Origin of the sequence: Bacillus sp. MT(2024) (genome assembly GCF_036362845.1) — a bacterium.
Taxonomy (GTDB): Bacteria; Bacillota; Bacilli; order Bacillales; family Bacillaceae; genus Bacillus; species Bacillus velezensis.
The window spans coordinates 202,058-226,904 of the sequence record NZ_CP143632.1 but is presented as its reverse complement, the minus strand read 5'-3'; the positions used below and the strand labels follow the sequence as shown (position 1 = coordinate 226,904).

At 46.1% G+C, this 24,847-nt stretch carries 24 protein-coding genes and 1 pseudogene; 5 read left to right on the top strand and 20 right to left on the bottom strand.

The window, feature by feature from the left end; genetic code table 11:
* Positions 1-111 precede the first annotated feature (111 nt).
* Complete coding sequence (locus VP472_RS01270; RefSeq protein WP_063174899.1) at positions 112-1,731, bottom strand: glutamate/serine transporter AimA; 1,620 nt, start codon at positions 1,729-1,731, stop codon at positions 112-114.
* A gap of 185 nt (positions 1,732-1,916) precedes the next feature.
* Here VP472_RS01270 and VP472_RS01265 point away from each other — a divergent pair, with 185 nt between their 5' ends.
* Positions 1,917-2,177: a hypothetical protein gene (locus VP472_RS01265; protein WP_003156732.1), complete on the top strand. Its 261-nt coding sequence runs from the start codon at positions 1,917-1,919 to the stop codon at positions 2,175-2,177.
* A gap of 44 nt (positions 2,178-2,221) precedes the next feature.
* Here VP472_RS01265 and VP472_RS01260 read toward each other — a convergent pair whose 3' ends face one another.
* The 12 genes from VP472_RS01260 to VP472_RS01205 all read right to left on the bottom strand — a co-directional run bounded on the left by VP472_RS01260 (position 2,222) and on the right by VP472_RS01205 (position 12,374).
* Entirely contained in the window at positions 2,222-2,920 is a 699-nt protein-coding gene (locus tag VP472_RS01260) for a YqeB family protein (protein WP_063174898.1), read from the bottom strand.
* A gap of 110 nt (positions 2,921-3,030) precedes the next feature.
* The gene (locus VP472_RS01255) at positions 3,031-3,279 is read right to left on the bottom strand and encodes a sigma-G-dependent sporulation-specific acid-soluble spore protein CsgA (protein ID WP_146277436.1); all 249 of its coding nucleotides are present in this window, start codon (positions 3,277-3,279) and stop codon (positions 3,031-3,033) included.
* 80 nt (positions 3,280-3,359) lie between these two features.
* The gene (locus tag VP472_RS01250; protein ID WP_014304250.1) at positions 3,360-3,836 is read right to left on the bottom strand and encodes a DUF4879 domain-containing protein; all 477 of its coding nucleotides are present in this window, start codon (positions 3,834-3,836) and stop codon (positions 3,360-3,362) included.
* Between the two features lie 103 nt (positions 3,837-3,939).
* The gene (locus tag VP472_RS01245; RefSeq protein WP_003156739.1) at positions 3,940-4,119 is read right to left on the bottom strand and encodes a hypothetical protein; all 180 of its coding nucleotides are present in this window, start codon (positions 4,117-4,119) and stop codon (positions 3,940-3,942) included.
* 13 nt (positions 4,120-4,132) lie between these two features.
* Positions 4,133-5,278 (bottom strand): ABC transporter permease, encoded by a 1,146-nt coding sequence (locus tag VP472_RS01240; protein WP_146276033.1) that lies wholly within the window; start codon positions 5,276-5,278, stop codon positions 4,133-4,135.
* Entirely contained in the window at positions 5,275-6,450 is a 1,176-nt protein-coding gene (locus VP472_RS01235) for an ABC transporter permease (protein ID WP_146276031.1), read from the bottom strand. Before VP472_RS01235 ends, VP472_RS01240 begins: the two co-directional genes overlap by 4 nt.
* Before the next feature lie 8 nt (positions 6,451-6,458).
* A complete protein-coding gene (locus tag VP472_RS01230) occupies positions 6,459-7,394 on the bottom strand; it encodes an ABC transporter ATP-binding protein (RefSeq protein ID WP_146276029.1) in 936 nt (311 codons plus the stop codon).
* Between the two features lie 141 nt (positions 7,395-7,535).
* Positions 7,536-8,180, bottom strand: coding sequence for a response regulator (locus VP472_RS01225; RefSeq protein ID WP_017419306.1), 645 nt, complete (start codon positions 8,178-8,180; stop codon positions 7,536-7,538).
* Between the two features lie 4 nt (positions 8,181-8,184).
* Positions 8,185-9,315, bottom strand: coding sequence for a sensor histidine kinase (locus VP472_RS01220; RefSeq protein WP_070081299.1), 1,131 nt, complete (start codon positions 9,313-9,315; stop codon positions 8,185-8,187).
* A 10-nt stretch (positions 9,316-9,325) separates the two neighbouring features.
* The gene (locus VP472_RS01215) at positions 9,326-10,039 is read right to left on the bottom strand and encodes a YjjG family noncanonical pyrimidine nucleotidase (RefSeq protein ID WP_146276027.1); all 714 of its coding nucleotides are present in this window, start codon (positions 10,037-10,039) and stop codon (positions 9,326-9,328) included.
* 92 nt (positions 10,040-10,131) lie between these two features.
* Positions 10,132-11,517 (bottom strand): amino acid permease, encoded by a 1,386-nt coding sequence (locus VP472_RS01210; protein WP_003156747.1) that lies wholly within the window; start codon positions 11,515-11,517, stop codon positions 10,132-10,134.
* 425 nt (positions 11,518-11,942) lie between these two features.
* Positions 11,943-12,374: a MarR family winged helix-turn-helix transcriptional regulator gene (locus tag VP472_RS01205; protein WP_003156749.1), complete on the bottom strand. Its 432-nt coding sequence runs from the start codon at positions 12,372-12,374 to the stop codon at positions 11,943-11,945.
* A 194-nt stretch (positions 12,375-12,568) separates the two neighbouring features.
* Between VP472_RS01205 and VP472_RS01200 the strand changes: the two genes are divergently transcribed.
* From VP472_RS01200 to VP472_RS01190, 3 genes are all read left to right on the top strand, one after another.
* Positions 12,569-12,973, top strand: coding sequence for a CidA/LrgA family holin-like protein (locus VP472_RS01200; protein ID WP_070081296.1), 405 nt, complete (start codon positions 12,569-12,571; stop codon positions 12,971-12,973).
* Entirely contained in the window at positions 12,943-13,635 is a 693-nt protein-coding gene (locus tag VP472_RS01195) for an LrgB family protein (protein WP_070081295.1), read from the top strand. The genes VP472_RS01200 and VP472_RS01195 overlap by 31 nt, the downstream gene beginning before the upstream one ends.
* 110 nt (positions 13,636-13,745) lie before the next feature.
* Positions 13,746-14,591, top strand: coding sequence for an aldo/keto reductase (locus tag VP472_RS01190; RefSeq protein WP_079890943.1), 846 nt, complete (start codon positions 13,746-13,748; stop codon positions 14,589-14,591).
* A gap of 52 nt (positions 14,592-14,643) precedes the next feature.
* Here VP472_RS01190 and VP472_RS01185 read toward each other — a convergent pair whose 3' ends face one another.
* Positions 14,644-15,810: a DUF4885 family protein gene (locus VP472_RS01185; RefSeq protein WP_146276025.1), complete on the bottom strand. Its 1,167-nt coding sequence runs from the start codon at positions 15,808-15,810 to the stop codon at positions 14,644-14,646.
* A gap of 135 nt (positions 15,811-15,945) precedes the next feature.
* Between VP472_RS01185 and VP472_RS01180 the strand changes: the two are divergent.
* A pseudogene (locus VP472_RS01180) lies at positions 15,946-16,826 on the top strand (hypothetical protein).
* A gap of 114 nt (positions 16,827-16,940) precedes the next feature.
* Here the strand turns inward: VP472_RS01180 and VP472_RS01175 are convergent.
* The 6 genes from VP472_RS01175 to cdaA all read right to left on the bottom strand — a co-directional run bounded on the left by VP472_RS01175 (position 16,941) and on the right by cdaA (position 24,719).
* On the bottom strand, positions 16,941-17,594 hold the full coding sequence (locus VP472_RS01175; protein ID WP_146276023.1) for an ABC-2 transporter permease: 654 nt from the start codon (positions 17,592-17,594) through the stop codon (positions 16,941-16,943).
* Positions 17,572-18,444: an ABC transporter ATP-binding protein gene (locus VP472_RS01170; protein ID WP_146276021.1), complete on the bottom strand. Its 873-nt coding sequence runs from the start codon at positions 18,442-18,444 to the stop codon at positions 17,572-17,574. The genes VP472_RS01175 and VP472_RS01170 overlap by 23 nt, the downstream gene beginning before the upstream one ends.
* 423 nt (positions 18,445-18,867) lie before the next feature.
* The gene (gene glmS / locus VP472_RS01165) at positions 18,868-20,670 is read right to left on the bottom strand and encodes a glutamine--fructose-6-phosphate transaminase (isomerizing) (protein WP_003156758.1); all 1,803 of its coding nucleotides are present in this window, start codon (positions 20,668-20,670) and stop codon (positions 18,868-18,870) included.
* A gap of 431 nt (positions 20,671-21,101) precedes the next feature.
* Positions 21,102-22,448, bottom strand: coding sequence for a phosphoglucosamine mutase (gene glmM, locus VP472_RS01160; protein ID WP_007408011.1), 1,347 nt, complete (start codon positions 22,446-22,448; stop codon positions 21,102-21,104).
* A gap of 17 nt (positions 22,449-22,465) precedes the next feature.
* A complete protein-coding gene (locus VP472_RS01155; protein ID WP_003156761.1) occupies positions 22,466-23,905 on the bottom strand; it encodes a CdaA regulatory protein CdaR in 1,440 nt (479 codons plus the stop codon).
* The gene (gene cdaA, locus VP472_RS01150; protein WP_017419295.1) at positions 23,898-24,719 is read right to left on the bottom strand and encodes a diadenylate cyclase CdaA; all 822 of its coding nucleotides are present in this window, start codon (positions 24,717-24,719) and stop codon (positions 23,898-23,900) included. The genes VP472_RS01155 and cdaA overlap by 8 nt, the downstream gene beginning before the upstream one ends.
* Positions 24,720-24,847: the final 128 nt, after the last annotated feature.

Sequence of the window (24,847 nt, the reverse complement as noted above, 5' to 3'; positions counted from 1 at the left end):
ATCGTCAGCCTGTATCGAGCGAGCATGGGTTCGGGGATGATGCCGAACCCATGTTTTTTTGCCCGATAAAAAAACCTTGCGGGAACGTTACCGCAAGGTTTTTATCAATCATTATTCTTTTCCGGCGGCGGCTTCCGCCTGTCCGCCTTTTAATTGATCGTTGATTGCTTTGGCGTCTTTCAAATACTCAGTCTTGAATCCGCTCTTCAGCGCCCACGCATAGAAGGCAAGGGCAACGATTGCGATCAGCCCCATATCCCATCCGTACGGAATGATGTTCAGACCGCCGAATTTTTCACTTCCGAGCCATGAAATGACCATCATGCTGAGCAGATAGACAACCATCCAGACGCCGCCTTTAAAGTTTCTGCGGAATCCTTTCCACTTCACTTTCGCTTGGTAGTAGAAATAAATCGGAAGGCCGATCAAAATGATAAACAGCACCTGCCCTGTTAACGGCCAGCGCGCCCAATACAGCACGAGAGACGCGAACACGAAGCCGAGCGGTGCAACCACGCTGAGGCCTTTCAGACGGAGAGGCCTGTACAAATCCGCCGCCGTCCGCCGCAGCGTCATCACCGTCACTGGACCCGTGATATAAGAAATCAGCGTCGCAACGGAAATGATTTCAGCAAGCACGCCCCATCCTCTGAATAAAAATAGAAAGATAAACGATACGATCAGGTTGAAAATCATCGCTTGGCGCGGCACGCCGTACAGCGGATGAAGCTTTCCGAAAATGCTCGGCATATATTTATTTTTTTCCATGCCGTAAATCATGCGGGACGTCGTAGCGGTATAAGTGATACCCGTTCCCGACGGAGATACGAACGCATCCGCATAAAGAATAATGACAAGCCAATTGATATTCAATGCGATCGCCAAATCGGCAAATGGAGAGTTAAAGTTCAGGTGACTCCAGCCGTGAACGATCATGGAAGGTTCAACCGCACCGATAAATGCGATTTGCAATAGGACGTAAATGACGGTTGCGACCAACAGCGAACCGACAACCGCAATCGGAATCGATTTGCCGGGATTTTTTGCTTCTCCGGCCATGTTAATCGGGCTTTGAAACCCGTTAAACGCAAATACGATACCTGATGTGGCCACCGCCGTCAGCACGCTCGCCCAGCCGTTCGGCGCAATGCTTGAACCGGATGTGAAGTTTCCGCCGTGAAAACCGGTAAACAGCAGCGCTCCGATTGTCAGCCCCGGAATAATAATTTTAAAGATGGTAATCAATGAATTCGCTTTTGAAAACAAGTTAACTGTCCAATAATTCAGTAAAAAGTAAATAATCAGCAATACGGATGCGAAGCCGAGCCCCTCTCCCGTAAGTGTGCCGTTGTGAACGAGATTGCTTGTCCACTTTGCCCAGTCCCACGGCCATGAGCTCATATATTGAACAGACGCAACCGCCTCCACCGGAATAACGGAAACAATCGCAATCCAGTTTGCCCATCCTGCGATAAATCCAATAAATGATCCATGAGAATATTGAGTATATTTTACCATTCCCCCGGCTTCCGGGAACATTGAACCCAATTCACTGTAAGAAAGTGCGATAAACAAAATTACGATCATACCGATAATCCAGGAAATAATTGCGGCAGGTCCCGCAATCTGAGCCGCCCGCCACGCCCCGAATAACCAACCGGAGCCAATCATCGACCCAAGTCCGACCATCATGAGTGCAAACGTTCCCATTCTGCGATGTAATTGATTCATAAAGTTAACACCTTTCAATTAAAATATGACTCCAGCGCTATCATATATTTATAATATTATTCTGAAAATAGTTTTGTCAATCTTTATCGCATTAAAGCGGCAAGCCAAAATTAACCTTCCGATGTTTAAACAGCCGTTAAGCGGGAATAACTACTGCAAGCCAGAAATAGAAAGGAGTTTTTATCGTGAAACAAAAACTGCTCATTTCAGGACTTGCCGTGTCGACTGTCGGAGTGACTTCCTACCTGCTCAAAGATAAATCAAACCGCCAAAAGGTGATGAACTTTATCCGCAATATGAAAACATCGCTCTCCGGGAAGCAGGATATTGAATCATTCCCCGTCAACAAAGCAGGCAATCCGCATCCCGAAGATATTGAAGACAACAAAATGGTATCCGAAGGCTCCATGTACCCGGTTCAATATTATGATGACAAGAAGAAATAATCTGTTCCCGGGCTGCCCGGCCGTATCAAACGGCGGCAGCTTTTTTATGCAGACGGCGTTTTATAGATCCGCCAATATTGGCGCGATCCTTTCTCCCGCACAGTAATGCCCAGTTTGGATATTTCCGCTTTCAGCTCTTTCGCATCTGCCTTTTCCTCCTCTTTCAGCGCCTTTTCTCTCGCTTTTAAAAGAGCATTTGCCCCAGGCTCCAAATCCGGCGTGTCCGGCACCCACCGTTTGTATTCTTCTTTAAAAGGATCTTCCGTCCCCAGCCAGACATACCCATGCGCGCGAAACGCATCAGCCGCTTTTTCAACCGCCGGCTCAAGCTTCTCCCGAAAAAGCTCCTGTCCTTCAGTGCCTAATAAGACAAGATACTTCCCATCCGTAAACACACCGGAAATGCTGTCTTTCGAAAACACGCTTTCTTCATTATATATGGTTAAGGACACCTCGCTGTCCGTCACGACTGCGACAAGACTTTCTTTAAAAGCTGCCTGCGTCAGCCACACTCCCCCAATTAAGCCGATAACGGCAGTTGCAGCCGCAGCCTTCCATCCGTGAAAGGAAGCGATTATTTCCAGCGGCCCGTGAAAAGGCAGCCAATCCAATGTTACGGCCCACTTCGCAATGACCGGCAGAAACCATCCGATGACCAGCCCTAATAATGGCGGCACCAGAAAAACCAAAGCTTTTTCAACCGATGACAACTCAAGAACCGTCTGTTTTTTTATTTCGTTCATGATTCTCCTCCGTCTGTGTTTTTCACAACTATCCATTATACAAAGGGTTGGATGATTCTGTAAACTGTTTCCGAAACAATAAAAAAGCCTCCCGGCCGCCGGGAGGCTTTTTAAAACAGGAGCTCATATACTTCATTCAATTCCATCGTGCGCTTCTCATCCTGCTCGTTCTCAGCATATTTGATTTCCTTTTCAAGCACCTGATTCAGCGCATCCATTTCCAGATCATTTAGATCTTTCACGAACTCGCCTTCATTTGCATAATGCTTCACCTGAAGCTTTTTATAAATCCCCCGGCACACATCATGCTCCAAGTGGTTCGAAAGCGACTCATGCAAATATCCGAGTGTCCTGTCCATCATGTAAGCCCTCCCTTTTCTTTAGGAATAGCTTCCCGGAAAGAGAGAAAAACTATACATGAAAGCACCGGGCGGCTGTTTTAACTCTGTACCTGAATGGAGAAAAATCCGCTGCTTAACGGCGTGTACGGCCCGTTCAGTCCCGTTGCGGAGAAAGAGAACGTTCCTGAACTGACATAAGAAAGAGGAACGCTGTAATATTTAATATAGCCTGTAACGATATTGCCGTTTTTCGTATATTCATCTTCCAGCGCTTTTGACGTAAGATTTGTAATATTCGTTCCGTTGTTAAACGCCTGAATCGTGTTATTGTTCGGATACCCTTGGAAATATACGGCTAAATAACCCGTTGTCCCCTTCATCGGTTTTGATGCGCTGATTTGGTTCGGCCCGATATTTTCCCATTGGTAATTCTGACCGTCAGACGTCACACCGATAATACGGATTTGTGTTAAAGCAGGAGCCGGCGCCGCAGACGCTGACGGAGCCCACAACCCGCTCACAAGCAACAAAGCAGCGGCGGCCGCGGCAAATAGCATAACGAGTCTCTTTTTCATGTTTCTTCCTCCTCTTAATCTTTTCGTAGAATCCTATACTATTTTACATGATTCCCAAGGAAAAAGATTACATTTTATAAAAGAGTCCGGAATATTTTGTGAACTAGATATGAAACGCTCTGGAAACGCCATTGATTATGAGAAAGATGCCGCAGATTCTTAACACGACTCTTGAACTTCTGTCATCCTTACCGAAAAAGGTTTTTCCGAGCCAGCCGATCCATACGTTCATTGCGGCTCCAGCGAGCACTTCTATGATTCCGATGATTTCTGCCATATACAAAGCAGCCATCCTCCTAACTGTGTTTTTTCATATTACGGTTTATCAAATAGAGTGATAAAACCAATGACGCTGCACCGGCGGCAAGAAACAGGCTCAGCGGCACTATCTGCATGCTGTCTCCGCCATTGTTTTGAAACGCGCCGATCGCCCATTTTTCAGGGGTAAACAATGACAGCATCCGCATGTACTCCGGAGCCGTGTCTAATGTGAAGAAAGCCCCTCCCAATAAACCCGTGACAGCTATAAAAACGGAAGCAAGCGACGTGAATTGCTTTTGGCTTTTCATGAACGGTATCACGGCCATCGTTACAGCAGTCAGCGCAAACGAGCAGGCCGCAAGCACCGCTCCAGCAGCAAAAACATGATCAGCAAAACGGATGTGCAGCATGAATGTTCCGGCAGCGAGAATCACGATAATATGGAGAAGTCCGAAAAGATACGCCGCCGCAAACTTAGAGATGGCATATGCCGTATAGGAAACGGGCGTGCTCAGCAATCTGTCGTATGTATGATTTTCTTGTTCATCTATAAATGATCGCAGGCTTTGGACTGCAACGAACCAGATAAACATCACTAAAAATCCGATGAGTCTGTCAGCCGCCTGCCCGCCTGCATAAACGTGATGGCGGTCAACGGTGACGGCGGAATGACCCTGAATATCCTTCAAGAGATTAGCTGCCGCCTGCTTCCCATCGGTGTGCAGCGTACGGGATATCACTTTTGCATCGCGGACTATTTTTTTCAGCGCGCCCGCCTGCTGCGCAATCAGCTGCTCTGTCAAAACAGCATCACCCTTTTCTTCATTCTGAATAAATGAAACGTTCAATTCATCTCCGGAAAATAATGTCTCTTCAAAATGAGAGCCGATCAGCAATCCAAAGGATATATCCTGATGATTAACCTTTGTTTTTAATACGTCCTCCGTGACCTTCGTGACTTTTATATGGCCGGCTGTCTGAATCATTTTCATAATAAATTGCGCTGAATAGGCGCTCTGATCCTCATCAGCTACATATACTTCCTTCTGCTGACTGCCTTCCGCAGAAAAGGAAAAGAAATATGTGAGAAGGAGCGGAGCGGAAATCGTCGCAAAGATGGCAGCCCGATTTTGCAGCATCAGTTTCAGCTGATGTCTGATCATGAATAACAGCTGCATCATGAAACAGCCTCCTTCCGTTTAAACACCCAGACGGTCAAACATAAAAACACGGCGCCGATGGCAGCAAGCTCTGCCAAATCCGCCGCAATACCGCTCAGACCGGCATGCTGCGTGACACTGATATAGCTGTTGATCGCTTTGCCGTTCGGTATCAGCTCCTGCACGATTTTCAAACTGTCAGGCAAGCCGTCTTTTGCGATAAAACTTCCGCCTAAAAAACTGAAGCCATACAGAATAGGAGCCGCCATGCTTGAGACGGTCTCGTGGTTTTTTGCAGTAACCCCCCAAAGGAGCACAATACTGCCGATCGCAAATGAATAAACGATCGTCACCAGCAATACTTCAAACAAATTGCCCCATTTTACCTGATATAAGATGCTGCTTGCGATGATGACAGCAGCCATTTGCATCAGGATGGCAAACATGATTCCCAAAAGCTTACCCGCCACGTATTGGATACGTAAAACAGGCATTGATTTGATTCTGAATAACGTGTGCTGCTGTCTCTCTTCCACTATCCCGTGAATGAGCGCAAACGCGGTCATAATGGAGAACATGACGACCATTGCGATTGAATAATACTGCATCGCATCAATCGGAGCCGCGTGATTGCCTGCGGACTGTTTCGGAATGGTGACAGCCTGTCCACGTTCACCCGAAAGGCCGCTGACATCTCTCTTTGACAGATGTCCCGACTGCTTCAGCACCGCTTTTTCTTCGCTGAATTCCGCTTTTACTCTGGTGACAAACGAATCGGCCATCATTTCCACAATGTCTCCGTTTACAGAGCCTTGTTGGTCCGAGATGACTTTGATACTTGTTTTTTCATTGTGTTCCGCCGCTTTTGCAAAGCCTTTCGGCACGTATACAAAAACGGAGACTTTGCCGCTTTCGACCAGCTGTTTCCCTTCTTGATAACTGCCTATATCTTTTACACGGATGCGATCATTTTGGTTCAGCACGTCATTCTTTAATTGGTCACCCAAAGAACTCTCCGCGTGATCCGCATTATAAAACGCGGTCTGAAATGGCTTCACTTTCGAATCGCCGTGAAAAACCGTTCCTAAAATGAAAATCATCAGCACCGGAAACAGAAGCAGTTTTATATAGAAAGACTTTGCGCCGGCCAATAACCGAAAATCTAATAAGATCAGCCTGAATAATATTTTCATGACGCCCCCTATGAATCCCGCAGCGTTTTGCCGGTGAGCCGGAGGAAAATGCTTTCCAGATTGGCTTCCTCGAAATGAATGCCCTTAATGGTGATACCGGTTTTCCTGATATCATCCGCAATATCAAGGATATTGCGATCTGCCGCAGAGACGAGCATCGTAATGGTCTGCCGGCTGACAGCAGCCTCGGCAACACCGGGAATGCGGCGGATTTTTTTAACGGCATCATCATTCAGCCCCTCTGCATTCACGGTCAGGGTATCAGAGGCTTTGGCTGACTGCTTCAATTCGTCTTTCGTCCCGCAGGCAATGATTGAGCCGTGATCCATGATCGCCGCTTTTTCACAGAGGTATTCGACCTCTTCCATGTAATGGCTCGTGTAGATGACGGTCATCCCTTTTTCTTGATTTAACGTCTTCACGGTTTCAAGAATGTGGTGTCTGGATTGCGGATCAATTCCGACGGTCGGTTCATCTAAAATGAATAGTTTCGGTTCATTCATTAGCGCAGCACCGATATTCACCCGTCTTTTCATGCCGCCCGAAAACTCAGATATCCTTTGATTTCGCTGTTCCTGTAATTCGATGATGTCCAGCACTTCATCAACCCGTTTACAAAGTTCCTTACCGGAAAGTCCGTACAGACTTCCAAAAAAAGCCAAATTATCCTTTGCGCTTAACGCTTGATATAAAGCGATTTCCTGCGGGACGACTCCCATCACTTTTTTTATGGCCGCAGGGTGCTCCTGCAATGAGGCTCCGTCAATACAGATTGTTCCGCCCGTCGGCGGGAGCACGGTGCTGATCATCGACACCGTTGTTGATTTACCGGCGCCGTTTGGCCCCAGCAGACCGAATATCTCTCCTTTTTCGATGCGCAGTGATATATGATTGACAGCGGTAAAATCGCCGTACTTTTTTGTCAAATCCGTTAATTCGAGCATTCGTGCAGCACTCCTTGTGTCATGTCTGCACTTATTCTACTCTTGGCGATCCTTGTTTTCTATTCACTTTCGTACTCGATATGGGTATTACTTTCGTCATATGTTTAGTGATAAAAAGGGAGAGAGGAGGGTGAAGCGGGGTTATAGCAATTTTTGCAAATATAAGGTAAGCTCGGTTCTGTTTGACACTTCAAGTTTATCGAGGATTCTGGATACATAGTTTTTCACAGTGCCTTCAGTCAGAAATAAGTCTGCGGCAATGCGTTTATTGCTTTTGCCTTCCATAATGTGTTTCGCCACATCAAGCTCTCTCGGCGTGAGAATCTCCTTCAGCTTTGACCGCGGCTCTTCCTGCACCGCAGGGATCTCCAAATTGTTCAGCGCTTTTACGACGGAAACCGTGATTTTGGGATTCAGCATCATCTTCCCTTCATAAACGGCTTGAAGGGAGGCGGTAATTTCATCTGAATCAGCATCCTTCAAGAGATAGCCGTCGGCTCCGCTTTTCAGCCCGGCAAAAATATAGTGATCATCTTCAAACGTTGTCAGAATGATGACTTTTACGGAAGGATATCGCACTTTTACCGCTTTTGTCGTTTCGATTCCGTCCATACCGGGCATTCTGATATCCATCAAAATCACATCGGTTTCGGTTTGAGAAAGCAGCCGGAGTACCTCTTCGCCGCAAGAAGCCTCTCCCGATATTTGAATTCCTTCGTGAAGACTCAGAATCATTTTCAGCCCCTCTCTCACAATGGACTGGTCGTCTGCAATCATGACATTCACTTGATTATTCCTCCTTGCATGGAATCCTTATTTTCACGTCAAAACCCGTTTCCTTCCCGGAAGAGAAAACAGCCTCTCCGCCAAGTGCGGCCGCTCTTTTCTCAATTCCTTTCAGACCATTTGATTTTATGATCGTTCCGCAGGCTGAGCCGTTATTATGAATATGCGCCAATATCATGTTTCGGTTTTTTTGAATCCGGACAGAAACATATGAAGCATGTCCATGCTTTATCGCATTCGTAATCGTTTCCTGAACGGATTGATAAAGACAATGCTTCACATCCGGCTGTTCCGCTTCTATGGCCGCGTCCGTCTCCAGCTCGAAGCGAATGCCTCCCGCCTCTTGAAAATGACTGAAAATGTCACGGAGCTCTTGCTCAAACGCCCGCCCGGACAAAGAGCCCTGCAGCAGCGTAACCGCCTGGCGAAGCTTTAAAATGGATTCTTTCGTAAGATCATGCGCCTTATGAATGATCTGCTTCACTTTGTCCGGCTGATGCCCGGCTTTCTTCCCGGCAAATTCTAAATTCATTTTCAGAGCAGCCAGATAATGACCGAGCGAATCATGCAGCTCCTGCGCAATTCTTGTTCTTTCTTTCGTAACGGCCAGTTCCTCAATCCGGTCTGAATATTCCTTCAGTGTGTCATTAGCGGTTTTCAGCTCTCGGTTCAGCAATTCTACCTTCGACTTCTCCTGCAGGTTTTTCCGATATAAATAAATCACCGCAAACATGATGAAGTAAGGGAGCACGATATCACTGACACCCGCTCCGGAGGCGTATAAAGCTGCGGCAAATGCGGCGGCATTCATCGTTAACAAAACAGCCGGAATCTGCTGATCAGTAATAAGCACCTCCGCCAATAAAAGCACCATTACGGCCTGTGTCCCCACACTATAGACATTGTACAAAAGAACTCCCGCGATAACGTTGCTCAGGAGAAAAGAGCCTTGATATACAGCAGGCCTTCTCTTCATATATAGCGGCCGCAGGCAGTCATTAGCCGTCAGCATCATCACGAGCACAGACAAAAAAACCTTCAGCTCCCCCCGGCCGGGAGGAAGCTGAAGAATCGCATGAAAGATTGATAGTAATGCAAAACCCCTGATCAGTAACTTCGTATGTGCAATCTTCATCGTATTCTCCTTACAGATGAGCGGCGGTTTTTCGCTCCACGTTCAGCACATCATACAGCTCATCAAGCGAATGAATTTCATACGTCGGGATGATCCCGGACTCATTTGCTTTCTTTCCGGGATTAAACCAGCACGTATCCATTCCCGCCATCTGACCGCCTTTTATGTCCGCGCTCAATGAATCGCCGATAATAAGCCCGTGCCCGGCAGAAAAACCGGGAATTCTCGCAAATACATAATCAAAGTATTCCTTCATCGGCTTTTGAAAACCCGTGTCCTCAGATACAAACACATCTTTAAAAAACGGATACAGACCGGAGTCGCCCAGCCGCTTATATTGTGATCTTGAGACGCCGTTCGTCACGATGTATAAATCAAATAAAGGACTCAGCCGTTCAATCAGCTCATAAGCTCCGTCTATCATCTGGTGCCCTTCTTCTAAGTATTGGCGGTACGCCTGATTCATCAGCACGCCGTCGGCTTCAAGGCCGTATTCTTTAAACAAAAGGGCAAACCGTGTATTCACCACTTCATCGCGGGTCATTTCCCCCTCTTCAAACGCCTTCCACAGCCCTTGATTTAACGCTTTATAACGGGCTTCCACCTCTGCCGTCAGCTCCAGCTTTGAACCTTGGAACAATTTTTGAAGAGCATCGGTTTCTGAAGCGGTAAAATCCAGCAGCGTATTGTCTATATCAAATAATAACGTACGGTAATGACTCATCGATGTTTCCCCCGGTTCTGCTTTTTTTAACCAGTATACCACTCGCGGACAAGCCGAAAAAGACACCCCTGTAAGAGAGGTGTCTTTTTGAATTATACAGCGTCTTCTATTTTCGATTTTTCACCAGGCATGCGCTTGCCGATACCGAACGCATAATAGCTGACCGTCACAATCGCCAGGAAAATCACCCCGACAACCAAAGAAATCCGCGTATCTTTGTTAAACCACATGCCGATCAATACCATGAGTAAGAAAGCGATCGTCAAATAGTTTGTAAACGGCGCAAAAGGCATTTTAAACGGATGCTTATCAAGCTCAGCGCCCTTCGCTCTTCTGAAACCGAGATGGCTGATTAAAATGACGAACCACGGAATCATTCCCGGCAGCACACTCGCGCTGTACACATAAACAAAAATTTTCGGAGGCGCGATGTAGTTCAGCACGACACCGATCACAAGTCCGATTAATACCGCAAGCGTACCGAATATCGGCACACCGCTCGAAGAAACTTTCTTAAAGAATTTCGGCGCCTGTCCGTTCACGCCTAACGTATAAAGCATACGTCCCGCACTGAATATCCCGCTGTTGCATCCGGACATCGCAGCGGTAATCACCACAAAGTTAATCAGACCGGCCGCCGCCGTAATCCCGACTTTCGCAAATGTCGAAACAAACGGACTGCCGAGTGAGTGAAGCTCATTCCACGGATATACGGTAACGATTACGAAAATCGCACCGATGTAGAAAATTAAAATCCGCCAGATAATACTCTGAATCGCGCTTCGCAGCGTTTTTTGCGGGTCCTTCGCTTCCCCTGCCGTAATTCCGATCAGCTCGACCCCTTGATAGGCCGCAACAACCAAAGACAAAGCAAAGAAAAATCCTGAAAAACCATTTGTAAAGAAACCGCCGTGCGACCATAAATTAGATAATCCGATCGCATGCCCTCCGTTACCGAAACCGAAGAAAATAATTCCGATTCCGGCCACAATCATCAGAATAATGGTGACGATTTTGATCATGGCAAACCAAAATTCAAACTCACCGAAAGATTTTACTGAAATTAAATTCGCCGCACCGAGAATGGCCATGGCGATAATGCCGGGAATCCATGCCGGCAGATCAGGAAACCAATATTTCATATACGAACCGACGGCGATAATTTCAGACATCCCGACGATCACCCATTGAAACCAGTTGCTCCACGCCGTCATATAGCCGGCTAACGGATGTATATACTTATGGCCGAATGTCGCAAACGACCCTGTACTCGGCTCTACATAGAGCATTTCGCCCATCGCACGCATGATAAAAAAGATAAAGATACCCGAGATCGCATAAGCCAGCAGGACAGACGGCCCGGTCCATCCGATCGTGCTGGATGACCCCATGAATAAACCGACACCGATCGTGCCGCCCAGCGCAATCATCTGTATATGACGCGCGCCTAAGCCTCTCTTTAATTCTTTGTTTGCCACTTCGCTTCCTCCTCTTAACAGCTCTGATATATGTGAAATAATGAAGCAGAAGGTGCACCTGTTGACCCTAACTCAATCTTCATTTCCCGCAATATTAGAAACATTCTATCTTCCTATCGTTATATAATCTCCAATTTCCTTATTCCATCATAATAAATTTTCGTGGAAAATACAATTGTTTTTTTCAGGCAAACACCTTACACTCTGGACCACCGGAGTAAAAATAAAGCGCTTTCATTTTCATTGAATTATGAATATTGAGATAATAAATGCCGCAGCCTCCGAGAAACATTATTTCCCAGGAGAAACGTTTTCCGCCCCCTATTCAATATTATTTTTGCTAAGCAGAATGGCGTAAAACCTTACTCTGTTCCATTCTCCCTTGTATACGCCATAATCCTGCTTAACCCGGCAAAAATCATGCATTAATCGATAAATGCCTCATTCAGCCGCAGCAAAAGCCGGCCGAACATTTCTTTTTCATCGCCGGACCAATCGTCAAGCATACGATGATACCGCTCAAGGCGCATCTTTTTATCAGCTTTTAACCTCTGTTTGCCAAGCTTCGTAATCGCAAACAGACTGACCCGCCCGTCAGAAGGATCAGAAAAACGCTGGATCAGCTCTTTCGACTCCAAGGCCGCTGCCTGGCGTGACAATGTAGAAATATCCAGCTTAAATGATTCGGCCAATTCCTTCACACGCGCAGGCCCGAATTCATCCAGCTGCCGTAGTAACAAATACGCAGCCCTTTCCAGATGTCCGATTTTACGGTCGGAGTTATCAAGATAAACAGCTCTCCTGATAAAAGTGGTGAGCTCATATTCAATTAATTCAATCGGATCTTGTTTTGACAAACGCCTCACTCCTTACATTGACAACAGCAACATTAGTTGTATAATACAAACATATGCACATTTACTCAGAAAACATATAGAAATATTTTGCATACATATATTTGTATAGTACAAATATATGTGCCAAAAGTAAAGAAACTTATAGAAACATCAAGAAAGGGGGAAGCTGCTCTTCTCCAAAGAACAGCATTGTCGTGAAAGTCATACGCATCATCTTGCAAATCATTATTTTATTCGCATTTTCCTTTATCGGGGGAACCGTTCAGCAGTTCTTTCACCTGCCCATTCCCGGAAGCATCATCGGTTTGATCCTGCTGATCATATGTTTATCGGTTAAGATCATTCCCGTCAAAATGATTGAAGACGGAGCCGGATTTTTGCTGTCTTTTCTTCCGCTCTTATTCATTCCGGCCATGACGGGCGTCATCAATTACCCGTCACTGTTTTCCGCCAGCGGGGCTGCTCTGTTTCTGATCATCGTGCTGAGCACCATCGTCACAATGATCGCCGCAGGATACGCGAGCCAGCTGTTAGAGCACAAAGCCAATCAGAGAAAGGAGAAAAAGAAGTGCAGCAAGCATGTATCGCAATCGTTATAATTTTGTTCACGGCCGCCGCCTATCTGGCTATGGTGAGATTATATGTGCGCTTTCCATATCCCTTTCTCATACCGGTTTTGACCACTACGATTTTCATTATCGCCGTGCTGCTTGTTTTTCATATTCCGTATAAAGCGTATATGATCGGCGGACAATGGATCAATTCACTGCTCGGACCCGCCGTGGTGGCTTTGGCATACCCGCTTTATAAGCAGCGCCGGGTGTTAATCAAGTATATGTTTCCGATCATCGGCGGCGTGTTGGCCGGTTTATTCTCCGGAATGGTCAGCGGCCTGCTATTTGCAGAGCTGTTCGGCATCAGCCGGAGTTTGATTTTGTCAATTATCCCAAAATCAATTACGACGCCTGTCGCCATACAGATTGCGTCCGGTATCGGCGGTGTCCCTTCCATGACAGTCGTGTTCGTCATGATCGCAGGGTTTTCCGGCGTTATCTTAGGACCGCTGCTTCTCAAGTGGATCCGCATCCGCAGCTCACTCGGGAAAGGAATTGCATTCGGGAGCGCTTCCCATGCGCTCGGCACCTCAAAAGCAATGGAGTACGGAGAATTAACGGTCTCCATGAGTTCTGTTTCCATGACGCTCTGCGCCGTGTTAGGGTCGGTCTTCGGCCCCGTTGTAGCATGGATGTTTCAAATTTAAAGCCGGCGGTTCTCCGTCAGCTTTTTTCATGTGCGGATCATCTCATTTCCTTCCATTATTATGTTTCATTTGTAAGAATAATGGTAAAGTAGAAAACAAGGAGGGATTTAATGATGACTGGGACAATTCCGCAAAAGAAACTGCTGGATGGGACAAGCATTCCCGCGATCGGCTTCGGTACATACGCTCTTAATGGAAACAATGGCGTTCATGCCATTACCAGCGCCATTGATATCGGCTACCGTCTGATTGACACCGCTTATAACTATGAAAATGAAGGGACGGTCGGAGAAGCCATCCGCAGAAGTTCTGTTCCGAGAGAACAGCTATACGTGACGTCCAAGCTGCCCGGGCGCTACCATGACTATGACAAAGCTGTACAAACCATCCAAGAATCTTTATACCGCGCCGGTCTGGACTACTATGACCTGTATCTCGTCCATTGGCCGAATCCGAAACAAGACCGCTACACGGAAGCATGGCAGGCACTGATTGATGCGAAAAAATGGGGCCTGATCCGATCCATCGGCGTCTGCAATTTCCTGCCTGAGCATATCGAACGGCTCGAACGTGAAACCGGCGTAAAGCCAGGCATCAACCAAATTGAACTGCATCCCGCTTTTAATCAGCAGCAGCAGCGCCAATGGCACGAAGAACAGGGTATCGTGACAGAATCATGGAGTCCGTTATCCCGCGCCGGTGAAGTATTAAACGATCAAAAACTCGGACAGATTGCGGACAAATACGGCAAAACCATTTCTCAAGTCATTTTGCGCTGGCATATCCAGCTGGGCGCCATCCCGATTCCAAAATCAGCATCGCCCGAGCGCCAGCTTGAAAACATCTCTGTTTTTGATTTCTCCCTTGATGAAAACGACATGAACATCATCGACTCGCTTACCCGCCCCGACGGACGCATAAACGGCCAAGACCCGGCGGAGTATGAGGAGTTTTAAGAAAACACATAAAGAAAAGCTGACGGCATCATTCGTCAGCTTTTTTCTCATTTTATATACGCACACCCAGCTCCCGTTTCCATTCAGAAAGCCAATCTGTATCCCCAGATCCGTATTGCCTGCTTTGACCGGCATCACGCAGAGATCCGTTTTTATACTCAATGGACAGCACCAAATCAGGAATGGCGTCATAACCCGTTCTCGCAAGCTTCGTGAGCGCCTGTCCGTAATGGGCGGCCGCTTCTGCCGCCGTATGTTTCAGCAAAGGATCGTGCTGCAGCGCTTCCTTATAGACGTCTAAAAGGTCACGGCCGTCTTCTGTGACGTACTTTCCGTCCACGATCTGCAAGTCTTTCAGATGATAGCCGGTCACCTCATACATTTCCCGAACGACTTGATATTTCTCATATGTTTCCGGCGTAAACTGCGAGGAGTCATCACTCCGGCTGCGAATGATGTGCGCAAACAGCTCTTTGCTGTTTTCCCCGGAGTTTAAGACGGCTTCAATCTGCTGAGTGAGCTCTTTATCGTCAATCCCGCTCACTTTTAACAGATAATCAATCGGTGATATCGTAAATGTAAGATTCGCACCCTCCGGAATCTGAATATGATTCCGATGAAAAAGCACACCGATTTGCTGATTGACCTGCCCTCTCTGAAACATCTTTTCATTTTCTCCTTGAATCTCTCCGTTGAGCGTTTCACCCCGAAACGCCGCATCACGGAAATCATAGCTCTGGGCTTTCCCCTTAAACAGCCATTCCGTTTCATTATGATAAGCAGCCTGACGCTCCGATTCTGATAAATCACTTCTGAAATAAGGTGAATCGGCACGCTGGTATTTGTCCTTAATATAATGCAAAGGATCTGGTTTTCGTTTATTGATTTCATTGATACGGCTGTATTTCTCATCAAGAATCTTGCTCGCAATATCACTCTCAGACTCATACCGATTATTAGCGTCTATTACCGTCTCATTCCCATTATCCGTAATCGTTTTCTGATTTGCGGATTGATATAAACGGGACAGACTGCTCCCTTTCTCAGTGACACCGCTCCTTGAATAATTCACCTGGCTGAGATCGCGGGTGCCGCTTGCCTGAATCAATAAGCTGTCCGGCCCTTTTGCCGCATCTTTCACATTTGTTTTGGAAGAATACCGCTGAAGCGCTTGCTGAGCCATTATTTGATTTTTTATATAACGAGCGTTTAGGCGCATGTTTTTAACCTCCGCTTGAGATAATGTTCTAGTGTTTGTATCGGCTGTTTTCCAGTTGATTTTAACCTAAAATAACAAATGTTTACATTATGGGGGTTTTTTATGTATGATGTAGTCAAAAAGGGGGATTTTTCCATGAAAAAGTATATATCTATACTATTTGTCAGTGCAATCGTATTATCAGGCGTATTGTTTGCACCTTCAGCCTCTGCCTCTGCGTCTCAAAAGAACTCATCACAAATAAGCGCTATTACAGGAAATCACTCATTTGAAACTGCCAATCCGGTAGGCTACTGGAAATATAAAAATATTGATACAGCCATATTGCCGGAAGGGGAAAAAGAATCGTACTTCACTTTCACGGCAAATAAGGGAGAAAGACTCTATGTCAGGAGCTCAACAAGAAGTGAATACAAGGGAATGAGCATTGAAATTTATAATAAAAATAAAGTGCTGGTCAGTAAAGGCACAGAAGTGATAAACCCTGATACGCCGCTTCCTTTTATCTATGCCCTTACAGATGCGAAAGAGAATAACGAGATGTTCTACGTGAAAATGTCCCGCGGCTCATACACTGATGATATATACTTTACACTCTCCATTTACGATCGAATCAAAGCTGGAAGCGAGACCTTCGCATTCAGCGGCGCAGCTGAAAATAAAGGAAATACAAGCCTCAGTCCGAACGGATCAGATTCAACCGTTCTCAGGCTCGACTTAACCAAACAGACAAGCATTCCAAAAGACGCCATAGTGAAAAGAATCGGCACCGCCGCGACTCAAATACCAAGTCAAGGAAACACAAGACACTGCATAATGTCAGAAGAAAATAAAGTGTGGCACCGCGCACTCGCAAACAGCTCCACTCAAGGAAATTACGATATCACACTGGAAGATAACCTCTCAGTCTCAAGCATCTGGAATTTTAAATACAACACACTCGCAACAGCAAAATCGGCTATGAAAAATGTGAAATTGAAGATGATTATGAGTACGATATGACAACGCAGTTTTAATTAGAAGAACTGCCGCCCATTGTGCGGGCGGCTGTCTCCTTGGAGTTAAAGTGAATTTATGAGCCCGTGCCATGCCTTATCCTGTTGTCACAGCATAAAACATTAAACACGCTGCTAAAATTCTTTTTTATGATATATAGCTGCGGCGATGAAAAATGAAATGATATATAAGATAACGCCGATCATGAGATATATAATCGGGACATATAAAGAAGGATTTATGTGCAAAAATGACAGCGGTACTTGTTCTGCTACATACCCAACGACACTTTGCAATCCAAAGGTAGTAAAAAGTCCCCCCATTGCCCCTCCAATCACGATAGCATCGGATTTTTCCGGGCCTATCATGTAGAGAAGAGGATAAACGATTGCACCGGCAAAGAGAACGATGAACGTTCCAAAAGAGACAATATTAAATATGCCGTCAATTGGTTCATCAGAACCCAGGCTGTATACAACGAAAATACCATAAGATATTACAGCTCCGATCACAACAATCAAAAGATAAAAGAAATAGTGACTTTGAACAATATTTGTTCTGCTGACCGGTAAAGTCAGGACATACCTGTCATAGCCAGACTTGCTCTCATACTTTATAACCTCAAGTGCGGGCATAACGACAAACAAAATAATCAGCATAGCAACAAAACGATGCATTGAAGCATCCCCAAAATAAAAAATGACTGCTGATACCAATATGGCCAACCCTGTGTATGCAAAGAAACTCCGATAAACCAAGTAATAGTTAGTCAGTAACAGACCTCTCAATGTTTTCACTCCTCGTTAAAAAGACGCTGATTTCTTCTATGGAAATGGTGTTGGCCGTTACGCCATTCGGCAACTTCTGTTGATCCGATACAAGCACACTCCAATAAGATCCATGATTCCTTTTTGCTAGAACGATATCTTCGTCAAGCTCAGCCAATTGGCCTTCATCAACATCTATAACGGTATAGCTTTCAAGAACCTTATCTTTCTCTTCATTTAATAAAATTTCGCCATCTTTCATCATAATGATATGGCTGGCTATCTTCTCGACATCAGTCATAATGTGCGATGAAAGTAAAATACCGCCGTTGCTTTTACTCACAAAGCTTTTTAATTCATTTAACAGATCATCTCTTGAAGAAGGATCAAGCCCTCCCGTTGCTTCATCCAGAAGTAATAATTTTGCATGATGCGACAAAGCAACAGCTACGGATAACTTCATTGACATGCCGCGCGAGAATGTATTCACTTTTTTGTCCATAGGTAAAGAGAAAGAATGAACCAACCGGTAAAAATGATCTTGGTCCCAAGCGTCGAATAGTTTCTTAAATACATGGTTCAGCTGCTTTATCGTAAGGTGCGCGGGCAGATTCATCGCATCAAATACGACCCCAATATCTTCTTTAAACTTTATATGTTTATCCAGATTCTCCTCACCAAAGATTTTCACTTTTCCTCTATCTTGAGAGATTAACCCTAATATCGTTTTAAATGTTGTTGATTTGCCTGCGCCGTTATCACCGATAAAACCGACAATTGATCCGGCAGGCACATTGAATGTAACATCCTTTAAAACAGCTTTATGACCAAAAGATTTGCTGATGTTTCTGATTTCTAAAAGATTTGACATCATTCCACTCCTATCATTGTTGTCAGGACTTTTTTAAGAATTGAACCGGATTATTGCAAAAATGTTGTGATTTTCATATCTAGTCTAGGTATTCATAATGGATCAGGAGCCGACAAATACAAAAGGGATTTTAAAGTCTTTTTTAATCATAATTTGGAAGTGTAATCGATTGATTACATTTATATAATGGATATTCATGATGAAAATTACTGGAGGTGATTACTTTTCGATGAGACATACACAAAAATGATTTACTAATGATTACATTTATGGATGTTAACCGGAATGCATCTCGTATTATAAAGCAGGTGTTATTCCTTTTCAATATATAAAAGGGGATTTCTTTACAATCGCAAAGAGTATGTATTTCTCATTTCCGCATTAAAAAACCCCTCTGGCTAATAACCAAAGGGGTTAAATATATTATTCCACCGTAACACTCTTCGCAAGGTTGCGCGGTTTATCAACGTCACAGCCGCGGTGCAGTGCAGCGTAGTAAGCGATCAGCTGCAATGGCACAACAGATACCAACGGGGCAAGCGCAGGGTTGACTTCCGGCAGGATGAATCTGTCGTCTGCGTCTTCTAAGCCTTTCAGCGAGATGATGCAAGTGTTGGCGCCGCGGGCTGCGACTTCCTTCACGTTTCCGCGGATGCTCAGGTTGACGTGTTCTTGTGTCGCAAGCGCAAAGACCGGTGTTCCTTCTTCAATGAGAGCGATTGTTCCATGCTTCAGCTCGCCGCCGGCGAAGCCTTCCGCCTGGATGTAAGAAATCTCTTTCAGCTTCAGGGCGCCTTCGACACATACGAAGTAGTCAAGGCCGCGGCCGATGAAGAAAGCGTTTCTTGAAACAGTCAGGTACTCACGCGCGATCATTTCCATTTCGTCCTTCTGGTCGCAGAGGGCTTCCATGGCGTTTGCCGCGATACCTAATTCTTTGACTAAATCAAAACCGATATCAACGCCGTTGCGTTCTGCTGCAACGGACGCAAGGATCGCGAGGACGGCAATCTGAGCCGTATACGCTTTTGTTGATGCCACGGCGATCTCAGGGCCTGCGTGCAGAAGCAATGTGTAATCCGCTTCACGGGAAAGCGTTGATCCCGGAACGTTTGTAATCGTCAGCGCTTTGTGACCCAGCGCTTTGACTTGAACAAGCACGGCACGGCTGTCCGCTGTTTCTCCGCTTTGAGAAAGGAAGATAAAGAGCGGCTTCTTAGACAGAAGCGGCATGTTGTAAGAGAATTCACTCGCTACATGCACTTCAACCGGTACGTTTGCCCACATTTCAATATATTGTTTCCCGACAAGACCGGCGTGGTAGCTCGTTCCGCAAGCCACGATATAAATGCGGTCCGCTTCCGCCACGGCGTCAGCGACATCGCCCGCCACGGCCAGTCTGCCGTTTTCGTCCTGATACGTTTGGATGATTTTGCGCATAACAAGCGGCTGCTCATCCGTTTCTTTTAACATGTAGTGAGGGTATGTGCCTTTTTCGATATCACTGGCGTCAAGCTCAGCGATATAAGACGCACGTGTCATGACTTCACCGTCAAGGTTTTTAATCACGGCTTCGTCTTTTGTCACGATCACCATTTCTTTGTCCAAAAGCTCAACGTATTCATTCGTTACTTGAAGCATAGCCATCGCGTCAGATGCCACGACGTTAAACGTATCTCCAAGACCGATTAACAGAGGGCTTTTGTTTTTTGCAACGTAAATGGTGTCTGTGTTTTCACCGTCAAATAATGCAATTGCGTAAGAGCCTTTTAACAGAGTCAGTGTTTTACGGAACGCTTCTTCTGTGCTGAGTCCTCCCGCCACAAATTGCTCAATCATTTGAACGACTACTTCAGTGTCCGTGTCGCTTTTCAGTTCAACGTTTTCAAGATACTCGCGCTTCAGCTGAACATAGTTCTCGATCACACCGTTATGAACAAGTGTAAAGCGGCCGAGTGCGCTTTGATGCGGGTGAGCGTTCAGGAAGCTTGGTTCGCCGTGAGTCGCCCAGCGTGTATGGCCGATTCCCGCTTGAGATTCAACCGTGTGATCCACCACTTCACGAAGGTCGGCGATGCGGCCTTTTTCTTTGTACACATGCACGCCCTGCTCATTCGCCACAGCGATACCGGCAGAGTCATAGCCGCGGTACTCCAGCTTCTCTAATCCTTTTAACAAAATCTCTTTCGCATCAAGCTGACCGATGTAACCTACAATTCCACACATATTTTCTTCCTCCTAAAGGTGTAAAAGGAGACGAAGAAAGTCAAATTACAAGGGGACTTTCAATCGTCCCCTCCCACATGTTTTTTTGGAAGATCATGTGATTTCTCTTTGTTCGGAGAGTCGCCCCTCCGGTTTGAAGAAATCCTTACGGCTGTGATCTAAATGAATCAGCCGGGAGGCATCCGCCGAAAATTCGATAACCTCCATCCTCGTCAACTAAGCCGTTTTTCGGGCGCTTAGTTCGGGCGCTGTAATTATAAAAGATGCAAACAATCCCGCCTTTCCTGCAAGTGAAAAACAAAGGCTGAACAAGCTTGATTTTACAGCATGTGCCAAGGACGGTCAATTATTTTTTGCCGCCCCGGCATCATGTTTACTATCATTTTATGCTGATCGCACTTGTCTTGTTCGCTCTCTGCTTATAAACTTCGCTACTCCGCTCCCATTTCTGTCCGCACGACATCCACGATTTTTGTGACATATTCGTCACAAAGCTCTTTTGTTCTCGCTTCCGCCATCACGCGTACGAGCGGTTCGGTGCCTGACGGGCGCACTAAAATCCGGCCGTCTCCGTTCATTTCTTTTTCCACTTCAGAAATAACGGCCTTCACCTTAGCGTTTTCTTCTACCTTATATTTATCCGTCACTTTCACGTTCACTAAGAGCTGCGGGAATTTTTTCATTTCATCCGCAAGTTCTGAAAGGGTTTTGCCGGACGCCTTCAGCGTATTCACAAGCATGATCGCGGACAAGAGACCGTCGCCGGTAGTGTTGTAATCAAGGAAAATAAGGTGCCCTGACTGCTCGCCGCCGACATTATAGCCGTCTTTTTTCATCGCTTCTACGACATAGCGGTCGCCGACTGCCGTTTGAACGCTTTTGATTTCTTCTTTTTCAAGCGCTTTGTAGAAACCGAGGTTGCTCATCACGGTCGATACGACGGTATCATCCTTCAGACGGCCTTCTGATTTCAAATACTTCGCGCATATGTACATAATCTGATCGCCGTCGACGATGTTTCCTTTTTCATCAACGGCAATGAGGCGGTCGCCGTCTCCGTCAAACGCAAGGCCGATATCGGCGTTTTTTTCTTTGACGAAAGCACTCAGCGCTTCCGGGTGTGTAGAACCGACGCCATCATTAATGTTTAATCCGTTCGGAGACGTCCCCATTGTAGATACGTCAGCATCGAGATCGGCAAAAAGGTGCGTCGCAATGGAAGATGTCGCACCATGGGCGCAGTCAAGCGCTACATGAATGCCCGTAAAATCTTCGTCCGCCGTCTGCTTTAAAAATTGCAGATACTTTTGAACGCCTTCAAAATAATCGTTCACAAGCCCGAGGTCCGCGCCTGTCGGTCTCGGCAGCTTATCTTCCGGTTCATCCATGAGACGTTCAATCTCGGCCTCCTGCTCATCAGAAAGCTTAAAGCCATCCCCTCCGAAAAATTTAATTCCGTTATCCTGTACGGGGTTGTGAGAAGCGGAGATCATGACGCCCGCCTCAGCATCCATGGCTTTCGTTAAATAGGATACCCCCGGCGTAGAAATAACGCCGAGGCGCATCACTTCAGCTCCGATCGATAAAAGTCCGGCGACAAGGGCTCCCTCCAGCATATGTCCGGAGATACGTGTATCACGGCCGATCAGCACTTTCGGGCGCTGCTTATCTTTGGTCAGGACATAACCGCCAAAACGCCCCACTTTAAAGGCCAGCTCTGGCGTAAGCTCGCTGTTGGCAACACCTCTTACACCATCTGTTCCAAAATACTTGCCCATTTTGTATCGCTCCTTTTTCATTCTGTTGAAGAAGAATCAGCGCTTGATCCGTCTTCATCCTGGTCTTGATTTTGATCCTGGTTTTGACTTTTATTCTGATCGCTGTCAGTGTCGTCTTCCCGGTTCTTGCTCTTGTCTTTGTCTGCGTCTCCGCTTGTGCCGTTCTTATTGCCGGAATCAGCGGAGCCGCCGTCATTTTTATTTGAACTTGTGTTTTTCTTAGAAGTCAGCTTGATCTTAACCGTGTCTTTTGACAGGGACCATGTGACGTTTTGCGGGCCGTTTACTTCAAGCTTTACAGAGTGCTCTCCGTCATCCAAGTCCGAGACATTGGCATACAGTTCAATGTCCGACTTTTTCAGCGCCTTAATGTTGGCGGGAGAGCCTTTGGCCGTAATATTTATCGCCTGCGATTCAGGGTCGAGAAACTCAATCTGCTGTGAGCCTCCCAGTCCGACCGTCTTGATTGCGACATTGTCAAAATCCTTTTTGTCTTCACTGTCCACTTTAACATGAAGCGTGATTTTTTCCGGTGATACCTTAGTGACACCCTTAGGAAGCGGGATATCGGCATTGATATCGGTATCTTTATCAATTTTGCCTAAATCAAGAGATACGCCGTCAATAAATTCAAGTGAATCCAACACATCCTGCGGGCCGTAAACCGTCACCTCACTCGGGTTCGAGTCAATGCTCGCAACGCTCACCCCGTCCGGAAGACTTCCCTTCCTTTCAATTTTGAAAGGAAGCTTTTTACTCGGACTGGCTACGGGAACCGTCACTTTAATGACTGACGGTTCAACATCAACAGGAAGTGCGTTGCCGTCTTTGTCATAGACGGTCACCTTCACTTCCTTTTCAATGGTCTCATTTGCATTTTCAAGGTTAACAGATGCTTTGACAAGTGAAATGTTATCAATCACATTTTTCGACCCTGTAATCTGCACGTTTTTCGGGCTGATAATCGGCTGCTGAGGGGTATATCCCTTTTTCATTTTGCTTTTATTGTAGTATTCAACTTCCACGGGAAAACTCTCAGCTGTTTTTTCCTGAATCGTAACCGTCGTGACTGACGGGTTAATGGAGATCGTCAGTCCGTCCGATACGTTTTTCGCCTTCAATTCGACCTTATGAGTCCCGGTCTTCAGCTTATTCATATCGGCGTATATCTCAAAATTCTTCGTCTGTCTCGCCTTTTTCACCGCGCTTGTCGAGCCTTTAATCGTGACATTTACGGTCTGGGGCACACCGGTGACGACATAGTTCGCTTCATCATAGTATGCTTTTACAGGAATATCAGTAAGCGTAGCCTCGTCAGTCGTTGATGTCGGAAAAAAGGATTCCCCCGGCTTTTTCGGAGTCGGCGCCTGGTTGTTGTTAACCGCAACGTAAAGCAGCAGCGCCAAGAGCAATGCAATGATCTTTACAGCCCAGCGGTTGTTTAAGAATTTATCCATTTTTCTTGCCCCTCCAGTACCAGCGGTTAGAAGAAGTATCTCTGGCGTTCTTCTTAAACTCGGCTTCAAGCATTTCTTTCAGTTCTTCTTCCGTCAATTCTCTGTGAAGGTCTCCGTTTTTGGCCACACTGATGGCGCCCGTCTCTTCAGATACAATAATGGTTAAGCTGTCCGTCACTTCACTGATGCCGACAGCCGCTCTGTGACGTGTCCCCAGCTCCTTTGAAATAAACGGGCTTTCAGAAAGCGGCAGATAACAGGCTGCCGCCGCAATCTCGTTATTTTTCATAATGACCGCTCCATCATGCAGCGGTGTATTCGGGATGAAGATATTAATCAAAAGCTCCGAGCTGACCTGCGCATTAAGCGGGATGCCCGTCTCAATATAATCGCCCATTCCCGTATCGCGCTCAATGGCGATGAGTGCGCCGATGCGGCGTTTCGCCATGTAGCTGATCGATTTTGTAATCGCTTCAATTGTCTTATGCTGCGCTTCCTCCACGGGGGTTCCGCTCCTGGAAAAGAACCGACCCCGTCCGAGCTGTTCAAGCGCCCGTCTCAGCTCAGGCTGGAATATAATGATGATCGCTAAAAATCCCCATGTTATCGCTTGGTCCATCAGCCACTGAAGCGTGCTGAGTCCCAAATATGAACTGGCCATCCGGACCAATACGATGACGACGATTCCTTTTAAAAGCTGAACCGCCTTCGTCCCGCGTATGACCATGATTAATTTATATATCACATACCAAACAAGGAGAATATCAACGGCATTGCCGAGGTATTGCAAAAATGGGATGTCCTCAAAAGCCATTTCCTCGTCCTCCAAGAATTCAGTCATTTCGTTTTTTCCGTTATGAATTGTGCTGCATGAGCAATATGTACATCATATAGCGTGCTCATTATACCACATTTTGATTTCTCAAGTGAAATGGGCCAGCA

Bases quoted from the DNA above. Each gene is read 5' to 3' on its own strand.
- VP472_RS01270 (WP_063174899.1), bottom strand. From the start codon at position 1,731: ATGAATCAATTACATCGCAGAATGGGAACGTTTGCACTCATGATGGTC.
- VP472_RS01260 (WP_063174898.1), bottom strand. From the start codon at position 2,920: ATGAACGAAATAAAAAAACAGACGGTTCTTGAGTTGTCATCGGTTGAA.
- VP472_RS01255 (WP_146277436.1), bottom strand. From the start codon at position 3,279: ATGGACAGGACACTCGGATATTTGCATGAGTCGCTTTCGAACCACTTG.
- VP472_RS01250 (WP_014304250.1), bottom strand. From the start codon at position 3,836: ATGAAAAAGAGACTCGTTATGCTATTTGCCGCGGCCGCCGCTGCTTTG.
- VP472_RS01240 (WP_146276033.1), bottom strand. From the start codon at position 5,278: ATGATGCAGCTGTTATTCATGATCAGACATCAGCTGAAACTGATGCTG.
- VP472_RS01235 (WP_146276031.1), bottom strand. From the start codon at position 6,450: ATGAAAATATTATTCAGGCTGATCTTATTAGATTTTCGGTTATTGGCC.
- VP472_RS01230 (WP_146276029.1), bottom strand. From the start codon at position 7,394: ATGCTCGAATTAACGGATTTGACAAAAAAGTACGGCGATTTTACCGCT.
- VP472_RS01220 (WP_070081299.1), bottom strand. From the start codon at position 9,315: ATGAAGATTGCACATACGAAGTTACTGATCAGGGGTTTTGCATTACTA.
- VP472_RS01215 (WP_146276027.1), bottom strand. From the start codon at position 10,039: ATGAGTCATTACCGTACGTTATTATTTGATATAGACAATACGCTGCTG.
- VP472_RS01190 (WP_079890943.1), top strand. From the start codon at position 13,746: ATGATGACTGGGACAATTCCGCAAAAGAAACTGCTGGATGGGACAAGC.
- VP472_RS01185 (WP_146276025.1), bottom strand. From the start codon at position 15,810: ATGCGCCTAAACGCTCGTTATATAAAAAATCAAATAATGGCTCAGCAA.
- VP472_RS01170 (WP_146276021.1), bottom strand. From the start codon at position 18,444: ATGTCAAATCTTTTAGAAATCAGAAACATCAGCAAATCTTTTGGTCAT.
- glmS (WP_003156758.1), bottom strand. From the start codon at position 20,670: ATGTGTGGAATTGTAGGTTACATCGGTCAGCTTGATGCGAAAGAGATT.
- glmM (WP_007408011.1), bottom strand. From the start codon at position 22,448: ATGGGCAAGTATTTTGGAACAGATGGTGTAAGAGGTGTTGCCAACAGC.
- VP472_RS01155 (WP_003156761.1), bottom strand. From the start codon at position 23,905: ATGGATAAATTCTTAAACAACCGCTGGGCTGTAAAGATCATTGCATTG.
- cdaA (WP_017419295.1), bottom strand. From the start codon at position 24,719: ATGGCTTTTGAGGACATCCCATTTTTGCAATACCTCGGCAATGCCGTT.